This window comes from Microbacterium sp. PI-1, from assembly GCF_004337555.1.
Lineage (GTDB): Bacteria > Actinomycetota > Actinomycetes > Actinomycetales > Microbacteriaceae > Microbacterium > Microbacterium aurugineum.
This window is the reverse complement of the sequence record NZ_SJYZ01000009.1, coordinates 137878-145951: the sequence shown is the minus strand read 5'-3', so window position 1 is coordinate 145951 and position 8074 is coordinate 137878. Positions and strand designations below refer to the sequence as shown.

At 69.5% G+C, this 8074-nt stretch carries 11 protein-coding genes; 8 read left to right on the top strand and 3 right to left on the bottom strand.

The window, feature by feature from the left end:
- The first annotated feature begins 13 nt into the window (after positions 1 to 13).
- Both E0W80_RS09980 and E0W80_RS09975 read left to right on the top strand, forming a co-directional pair.
- Positions 14 to 1252, top strand: coding sequence for an aminotransferase class V-fold PLP-dependent enzyme (locus E0W80_RS09980; RefSeq protein WP_131492324.1), 1239 nt, complete (start codon positions 14 to 16; stop codon positions 1250 to 1252).
- A complete protein-coding gene (locus tag E0W80_RS09975; protein ID WP_131492323.1) occupies positions 1242 to 2081 on the top strand; it encodes a PaaX family transcriptional regulator C-terminal domain-containing protein in 840 nt (279 codons plus the stop codon). The genes E0W80_RS09980 and E0W80_RS09975 overlap by 11 nt, the downstream gene beginning before the upstream one ends.
- Here E0W80_RS09975 and E0W80_RS09970 read toward each other — a convergent pair.
- Positions 2078 to 2572 carry an FBP domain-containing protein gene (locus tag E0W80_RS09970; protein ID WP_131492322.1) on the bottom strand — a complete coding sequence of 165 codons (495 nt, stop codon included), beginning with the start codon at positions 2570 to 2572 and terminating at the stop codon, positions 2078 to 2080. The two genes, E0W80_RS09975 and E0W80_RS09970, sit on opposite strands and share 4 nt — an antisense overlap.
- Positions 2573 to 2795: 223 nt before the next feature.
- Between E0W80_RS09970 and E0W80_RS09965 the strand changes: the two genes are divergently transcribed.
- Positions 2796 to 3215, top strand: a complete 420-nt coding sequence (locus tag E0W80_RS09965) for a DUF1380 domain-containing protein (protein ID WP_227991796.1) — start codon at positions 2796 to 2798, stop codon at positions 3213 to 3215.
- A 12-nt stretch (positions 3216 to 3227) separates the two neighbouring features.
- Here the strand turns inward: E0W80_RS09965 and E0W80_RS09960 are convergent, their stop codons facing one another.
- Positions 3228 to 3605, bottom strand: coding sequence for a hypothetical protein (locus E0W80_RS09960; RefSeq protein ID WP_240740505.1), 378 nt, complete (start codon positions 3603 to 3605; stop codon positions 3228 to 3230).
- A 217-nt stretch (positions 3606 to 3822) separates the two neighbouring features.
- Here E0W80_RS09960 and E0W80_RS09955 point away from each other — a divergent pair, with 217 nt between their 5' ends.
- Entirely contained in the window at positions 3823 to 4032 is a 210-nt protein-coding gene (locus E0W80_RS09955) for a CsbD family protein (RefSeq protein ID WP_047524645.1), read from the top strand.
- Between the two features lie 80 nt (positions 4033 to 4112).
- On the opposite strand, the gene E0W80_RS19140 is transcribed toward E0W80_RS09955, so the two are convergent.
- Entirely contained in the window at positions 4113 to 4277 is a 165-nt protein-coding gene (locus tag E0W80_RS19140; RefSeq protein ID WP_017201713.1) for a hypothetical protein, read from the bottom strand.
- Between the two features lie 123 nt (positions 4278 to 4400).
- Here E0W80_RS19140 and E0W80_RS09950 point away from each other — a divergent pair, with 123 nt between their 5' ends.
- The 4 genes from E0W80_RS09950 to E0W80_RS09935 are packed head-to-tail and all read left to right on the top strand — an operon-like array spanning position 4401 to position 8049.
- Entirely contained in the window at positions 4401 to 4667 is a 267-nt protein-coding gene (locus tag E0W80_RS09950) for a Rho termination factor N-terminal domain-containing protein (protein ID WP_131492321.1), read from the top strand.
- A gap of 8 nt (positions 4668 to 4675) precedes the next feature.
- On the top strand, positions 4676 to 5752 hold the full coding sequence (locus E0W80_RS09945; protein ID WP_131492320.1) for a YbdK family carboxylate-amine ligase: 1077 nt from the start codon (positions 4676 to 4678) through the stop codon (positions 5750 to 5752).
- Between the two features lie 45 nt (positions 5753 to 5797).
- On the top strand, positions 5798 to 7195 hold the full coding sequence (locus E0W80_RS09940; RefSeq protein WP_131492319.1) for an MFS transporter: 1398 nt from the start codon (positions 5798 to 5800) through the stop codon (positions 7193 to 7195).
- A complete protein-coding gene (locus tag E0W80_RS09935; RefSeq protein WP_131492318.1) occupies positions 7192 to 8049 on the top strand; it encodes an endo alpha-1,4 polygalactosaminidase in 858 nt (285 codons plus the stop codon). Before E0W80_RS09940 ends, E0W80_RS09935 begins: the two co-directional genes overlap by 4 nt.
- The last annotated feature ends 25 nt before the right edge of the window (positions 8050 to 8074 follow it).

Here is an 8074-nt window from a genome sequence, read left to right as displayed (position 1 = left end):
CTGAAGGTGTGACATGACCGACCCCCTCGACCGTGAACTGCTCGACCTCGCGCGCACCCTCGACGCCGCCGACCCGCTGCGTTCGCACCTCGACGCGTTCGCCGACGCCCCGGGGGTCACGGCCTACCTCGACGGCAACTCCCTCGGCCGTCCGCTGCGCGACATCCCCGAGAAGCTCGCCGCGTTCGTGCGCGAGGACTGGGGCACCCGGCTCATCCGCTCCTGGGACGAACAGTGGATGGCGCTGCCGATGGAGTTGGGCGACCGCATCGGACGCGTGGCACTCGGAGCCGGCGCGGGCCAGACCGTCGTGGCCGATTCGACCAGCGTGCTGATCTACAAGCTCATGCGTGCCGCCGCGACCGCCGATCCCACCCGGACGGAACTCGTGATCGAGGCGGGGAACTTCCCCACCGACCGCTTCCTGGCCGAAGGCGTCGCCGCCGAGACCGGCCTGACCCTGCGCTGGCTGGAACCCGACCCCGTGGCCGGAGTGACCGTCGCCGACGTGGCCGCGGTCGTCTCGGAGCGCACGGCCCTGGTGTCGCTCAGCCACGTCGACTACCGATCCGGAGCCCTGGCGGATATGCCCGGCATCACTTCGGTCACGCACGAGGCCGGCGCGCTGATGATGTGGGATCTGTGTCACTCCGCCGGCGTCGTGCCGATGCAGCTCGACGACTGGGGCGTGGACCTCGCGGTCGGCTGCACGTACAAGTACCTGAACGGTGGCCCGGGATCCCCCGCCTTCGCGTACCTCCGCCGCGGGCTCCACGGAGTGCTGCGGCAGCCGATCCAGGGGTGGTGGAGTGCCGCCGACATCTTCGCGATGGGCCCCGAGTACGTGCCGTCCGGCGATATCCGCCAGCTGCTCAGCGGCACACCGCCGGTCACATCGATGCTCGCGATGCAGGGGATGCTCGACCTGATCGAGGGGTCGACGATCGAGAGCGTGCGTGCCAAATCCCGGTCCCTGACCGATCTGGCGGTCCGCGCCTACGATGCCGTCCTCGCGCCCCTCGGGGTGCGCTTGCTCAGCCCGCGCGACGCCGAACTCCGGGGCGGACACGTGACGATCGGCCATGCCGACTTCCGGGACGTGACGCGGAAGCTGTGGGCGGAGGGGATCATCCCGGACTTCCGCTTCCCCGACGGCATCCGCCTCGGCCTCTCCCCGCTGAGCACCTCGCACGTCGAGACGATCACGGGTGTGCTCGCCGTCCGCGACGCGCTGGAGTCCGGTGACTTCTGACTTCCCGGACGCCCCCGTCCTCGACGACATCGATGCGCGTCCCGGCAGCACGGCCTCGCTGCTGCGGACGTTCATCGGCGTCTTCCTGCGTCCTCTCGGCGGATGGATCTCGGCGGCGGACCTGGTGGCACTCGCGGGAGACCTCGGCATCCCGCCCACGCAAGCCCGCACCGGTATCACCCGCCTCAAGCAGAAAGGGCTGCTGCTCGCCGAGCGCGACGACACGATCGGCTACCGGTTGAACCCGGCCGCGATCCCGATGCTGGAGCGCGGCGACCGTCGCATCTTCGAGATGCGCGAGATGACGGATACCGACCCGTGGTGCCTGGTCTCCTTCTCGATCCCGGAGAGCGCTCGCAGCACCCGTCATCAACTGCGTCGCCGACTGCAGTGGATCGGTGCCGGAGTCGTGTCGCCCGCGCTGTGGATCTGTCCCGGGCACCTCAAGGACGAGGCCCTGCAGATCCTCCACGAGCTCGACGCGCGGCGCTGGACGACGCTGTTCCTGGCCTCCGCCCCTGCCCCGGCCGGCACGCTCGTCGAGGCGGCTGCCCAGTGGTGGGACCTCGACGCGCTGCGCGCCGAGCACCTCGCCTTCCAGGCGTCTCTCGCGACGTTGCCGACGGAGCCCTTCGCCGCGTCTGTGCAGCTGATCGACCGCTGGCGGGTGCTGCCGTACACCGACCCGGGCCTGCCGCCGTCGATGCTGCCGACGGATTGGCCCGGTCGGCGCAGCTTCGACGAGTTCGCCCGCCGGTCGGCGGCTCTGGCGGAACCTGCGTGGGAGCACGTGCGCGCCCGGATCACCGAGCGCGCACATTCCGTCTAGTCCGCGCGCCCGCCGACTTCGGCGAGGAATCCCGCCACGTGTTCCTGCAGGCGCAGGATGCGCAAGTCGCGCGCGAACTCCCGGTCGAAGCCCTGATAGGCCAGCGGCGGCAGGATGCGCACGTTGCGGTTGCAGCCGAACTCGGCGCACGTGAGGACGCCCACGGAGTCGCCCTTGCGCCCCGCAGGTCCGGCTTTGCGCGCGACGTACAGCTGCACGTCGTTGCGGAGCGTGACGTCTTCGCACCACGAGCACTGGGCGCGGGCGAGCACCCGCTGCTCGGCGCGCTGCAGGAAGACGCCCACCACGGCGTCGTCGACCCAGGTGACGACGTAGGCCCGACGGGGGATCTTCGGGTCGACCCAGCCGAGGAAGTCGAGCCGCTCGAAGTCGATCTCAGCGAAGCCGGGCGGAAGGGACAGGTCGGAGACCTCCTTGCGGGAGGCGTTGAGGAAGGAGGCGCGGATGGCGCGCTCGTCGATGGGACGCATGGGAGCAGTGCTTTCAGGTTTTCGCCGCGACGGGCGAGTCGATCGGAGTGAGGAGCCCGGACAGGGAAGCCGGGTACGACGCGACACCGGCGACGGGGTTCCGCCTCCGGCCGGTCCTCAGCCTCTGTCTGCGGCGCGAGGGGCGCCTGCAGCTCCGCTCTGCGCCCGAGGGGCGCTCATCGACGACAGCACCCGGCGATTCTACACCCGTATGTTTCGCCGCATGTCGGGCCGCCTCGCCCGGGATCGGCAGGCGACCTACTCTTTTCAGAACATCGATCCGAAGGAGACCACCGTGTCCACGCCGCTCAACCGCCTTTCGCCCGTCCCGGTGCGTGAGCGTGCGGCGTGCATGTGCAGCAACGGCGGCCGCTGCTCGTCCTTCGCTCCGGGTCACGCTCTGCACCTGATCCAGGCGCGCATCGCCTCGGCGACCTCCGCGGAATGGGTCGACGGCATCGTGGAGGCGTCCGACCCGGTGGCGGGCGACCTCGTCGTGCGCACGCTCGACGGCGCCGTGCACGCGCTGTGGAACGCCTCGGGCGCGGCACTCGAGGCGGGGCCCGGAACACCGGTGGCGCTGCACGCCCGCTACGCGGTCCTCGCGGTGGGACGCACGCAGTTCAACGTCGCCGCCGTCTGAGCCGACCGCGGCTCAGGCACCCGCCATCATCATGTCCCTCATCGCCGCGCACGCGTCCATGCACGCCTGGCAGGCCTGAGCGCACAGGCGGCAGACCTCGCTCATGTCGGCGTGCTCCATGCACTCATCCATGCAGGTCTGACACATGGCGATGCACGCATCGAGCATGGCCATCATCGAGGCCGGCGTCATCCCCTGCATCCGCAGCATCGATCGCATCATCGTGCTCGCCATGTCCGCGCAGTTCATGCAGGCCGGAGAACAGTCCATCATCTGCGTCGAACACACCGTGCAGGCCTGTTCGCACGCCGCACACGCATCCATGCACGCCTGCACCACCGACATGTCCATCATCTGCATGTCCGGCATCGACTCCATGTTCTTCGACATGGCGCCCATCATCATCGAGTCCATCGCACACCGCTTCCTCGGTCGGGTCGACGGGCACGACCACCCGCCTGGCGCCAGGCTAGTCCTCCGCACCCGCTGCGTCGATGGGGGGGCAGAACGTTGACACGACCCGCCTCGATTGTCAATCCCGTAGCTGCTTCCGCGCCCGCGTGGAAAGGTCGGACCCAATCGAATCCGCCCACGAGAGGAGCAGAACATGAGTGCTGCAGACGACATGAAGCACGCTGCCGAGAAGGCCGCCGGAAAGGTCAAGGAAGGCGTCGGAAAGCTCACCGACAACGAGCGACTCGAGGCCGAGGGCCAGGCGGACCAGGTGAAGGCTTCGGCCAAGCAGGCCGGCGAGGACGTGAAGGACGCAGCCGGCAAGGCCGGAGACAGCGTCCGCGACGCGTTCGACAAGAAGTAAGGACCGGTCCCCCGGACACCGAAGAGGTGAGGTCCGCCGAAGGGCGGGCCTCACCTCGATGGGTCAGACGTTGTGAGTCGTCAGACCTTGCGGCTGCCGCTGATCGCTCGGATCAACCAGGCGATCACAGCGATCGCGAGGAGGACGAGCCCGACCCACAGGAGGAACTGGAGCGACTGCACCAGTCCTCCGGTGATCGCAAGGATCACGGCGACGACGATGACGATGATCAGGAGGATGTTCATCGGTCTTTCCCTTCTTTCGGCAGGCGCGGACGCCCGACTGCGGTGCCCTCACGCTAGCCCGAGAAGACCATCTGCCCGAGGGGGTTGACTTCCACCCTCCGAGTGCGCGAAGGAGACGAGCACATGCCAGGAAGACGCGAGAACTCGCTGAAGGATCCCGAGCTGTACGAAGAGCTTCGGAACGACGGGGCATCCAAGGAGAAAGCCGCGCGCATCTCGAACGCCGCCGCGAAAGAGGGCCGCAGTGCGGTCGGGCGCCGCGGCGGGGAGCACGGCGACTACGAGGACTGGACGGTCCCCGAGCTGCGCAGACGCGCCAAGGAGCTGGGCCTGACCGGCTACAGCGGCAAGCGGAAGTCGGAGCTGATCTCCGCGCTCAGAGATCACTGAGGCTGCGGATGACGCGCTTCGGCATCGAGGAGGAGTTCCTCTTCGTCGATGCGCGCTCCCTCACGCCGGTCACCCTCGCCGCGGGGACCCGCGAGCGCATCACCCGGCTGCGGACGGGCGGTGAGGTCACGAAGGAGTACCTGACCTCGCAGATCGAATGCCTCACGGAGCCGGTGTCGACCGCCACGGAGGCGGAGGAGCAGTCGACCCATCTCCGCGGCCTGATAGGCTGGCACGCCCGCGAGCAGAGCGCGATCGCCGCGGGTACCGGCACCCCCTTCGCGACGACCCGCTCCTCGACGGTGTCGCCCTCCGCGCACTACCACGACGTCGCGTCGTGGCTCGGCCACCTCACCCGTGACCACGAGGTCAACGGCCTGCATGTGCATGTGGAGGTGCTCGACGACGAGGAACGGGTGCGCGCACTCAACCGGGTGCGGGGCTGGCTCCCGGTGCTGCTCGCCCTCACCGGCAACAGCCCCTTCGCGGGCGGACGCGACTCGAGCTTCTCGAGCTGGCGGAGCATCCTGATCCGCCGGTTGCCGGGATCGTGGAGCCCACCCCGGTTCCGCGACGTCGACGACTACCGCACGCAGGTGGAGCGGCTCGTCGATCTGCGGGCGATCACCGACCCGGCGGCCCTCTCCTGGGCGGCGCGGATCTCGGATCGCTTCCCCACGGTCGAGCTTCGGGTCTTCGACGCGCAGCTGACCGCGGAGGATGCCGTGTTCGCCGCCGTCCTCTCCCGCGCCATCGTCCTCACCGACGAGCAGCCGCACGGGGATGCCGGGATCGACGGCCTCGACGCCTCCTTGTGGACGGCCGCCCGCCACGGGATGGACGCCCGCATGATCGATCCCACGACCGGAGCGGTCGCCGCCGCCTGGGCGGTCGCCGATCGGATGCTCGCCGTCATCGCCCCCACTCTCCGTGACCTCGGCGACGACGAGCGGGTCCGCGAAGGGATCGCCCGACTGCGGGCGGTCGGCACCGGCGCCGACCGGCAACGTCGGGCCCTCGACCAGGGCGGGACGCCGATGCTCGCCCGTCTGCTCGCCGCAGGCACCCCGGCACCGGTGGCCTGACCCCCCACCGCCCCCGGGGTCCGTCACCGGGAGTAAGGTCGGCCTGTGGCATCCTTCGCCCCTCTCCAGCGCCTCGTGATCTCGATCGCCGTGCTCGCCTCGTTCGTGACGTTCCTCGACGGCACGGTCGTGAACGTCGCACTGCCGGCGATCAGTCGTGAACTCGGCGGCGGCATCACCACACAGCAGTGGGTGGTCGACGCGTATCTGATCACTCTCAGCGCCCTGATCCTGCTCGCAGGCTCCGTCTCCGACGCGTACGGACGCGTCCTCGTGATGCGCATCGGCCTGGTCTCCTTCGGCATCGCCTCCATCGCGGTCGCCGCCGCCGTCGACCCGCTGATGCTGATCGTCGCCCGGGCCGCACAGGGCGCCGCCGGAGCACTGCTGGTCCCGAGCTCGCTCGCGCTGATCACCGCGACCATGCGCGCCGATGTCCAGGCCCGGGCCATCGGGGTGTGGACCGCGTTCACCACGGGGGCGCAACTGGTCGGGCCGCTGCTGGGCGGCTTGTTCGTCGACTTCATCTCCTGGCGGTTCGTCTTCCTCATCAACGTCGTCCCCATCGCGATCACCCTGTTCCTGCTGGCCCGTCTGCATCTGCCCGAGCATCCGCGCGGTATCAAGGTCGACTGGTGGAGCGGTGCCCTGTGCGCGATCGGGCTCGGCGCCGTGGTGTTCGCGCTGATCGAGCAGCCCAACATGGGATGGCAGTCGCCCGCCATCTGGATCCCCGCGGTCGCCGGCGCCGCGCTGTTCGGGTTGTTCCTGTGGCGCCAGCAGCACTCCGCCTCCCCGCTCATGCCGCTGTGGCTGTTCCGCGTGCGCGACTTCGGCTGGGGAAACCTCGCCACCCTCTTCGTGTACGCCGCCCTGTCGCTCAACGGCTTCGTCGTGGGCGTCTATCTGCAGCAGGGTGCCGGGCTGAGCGCGACGGCCGCCGGCCTCGCGAGCCTGCCGATGACCATCCTGATGATCCTGGTGAGCTCGCGCGCCGGTCGCTGGGCGGGCAGGTGGGGTCCGCGCATCTTCATGACGGTCGGACCGCTGATCATGGCCGTCGGAGCACTGATGCTCTTGTCGGTCGCCGACGATTTCGACTACTGGTGGCAGGTGCTGCCCGCGATGATCGTGATGGGTCTCGGTCTGTCTCTCACCGTGGCCCCGCTGACCGCCGCGATCCTCGGTGCGATCGATGAGAACCACTCCGGCATCGCCTCGGCAGTCAACAACGCCGTCTCCCGCGTCGCCGGGCTGCTCGTGGTCGCGATGCTCTCCACGATCGTCGGAGGGCAGCTCGACCTCGACGGGTTCCACAGTGCGGCGTGGGTCACCGCGATACTGCTCGTGATCGGCGGGGTGGTGTCGTGGATCGGCATCCGTCGCAATCCGGCCGAGCCCGTCCCGGCGGACATCGCGGCCTCCGGCACGGATCCGCATTGACCTCGTCGAGGGGCCCGCGCAGACCCGACGGTCGGACGCGCCGGGGCGCGCCGCTCTCCGCCCTCGTGGCACTGGTGCTCACGCTCGGAGGGTGTGCAGCTGCTCCGGCGACGCCCCAGTCCGAGCGCGCCCCTGCGCTCCCGCCGGCCGGTGCCGTTCCGGATTATCAGCTCGGTGGTGCCTATGATCCCGCGTCGGAAGTCGGCATCGTGGGGCGCGACCGTGGTGCCGATCCCGCACCGGGCGTCTACTCGATCTGCTACGTCAACGGTTTCCAGACCCAACCGGCTGAGCTCGGTTCCTGGCCCGACGATCTCCTGCTGCGGCACGACGGCGAGGTCGTGTTCGATCCGGATTGGCCGGATGAGGCCCTGCTCGACACGGCGAGCGCCGAGCGCCGAGAGCGGATCGCCGACACCGTGACCGCGTGGATCGAGGGCTGCGCCGAGTCGGGTTTCGATGCCGTGGAGTTCGACAACCTCGACTCGTACTCGCGGTCGGACGGCGCGCTCTCGCTCGAGGACAACCTCGCGCTGGCGACCCTCTACGTCGAGGCCGCCCACGCGGCGGGGCTTGCTGCCGGACAGAAGAACGCCGCGGAGGACGCTTCCGCGCTGCACGAGCGAGCGGGCTTCGACTTCGCGGTCACCGAGGAATGCGCGGTGTACCAGGAGTGCGGCGTGTACACCGCGGTCTACGGAGAGCACGTCATCGACATCGAGTACACGGATGAACTCCCCCGCCCGTTCATCGAGATGTGCGCAGACGGCGACGCGCCCTCCTCGATGGTCCTCCGCGACCGTGATCTCGTCACGCCCGGTGACGACGGGTACGCGTTCGAGACCTGCCCTTAGAGAGGCGTCGGAGCCGCCGCGTCAA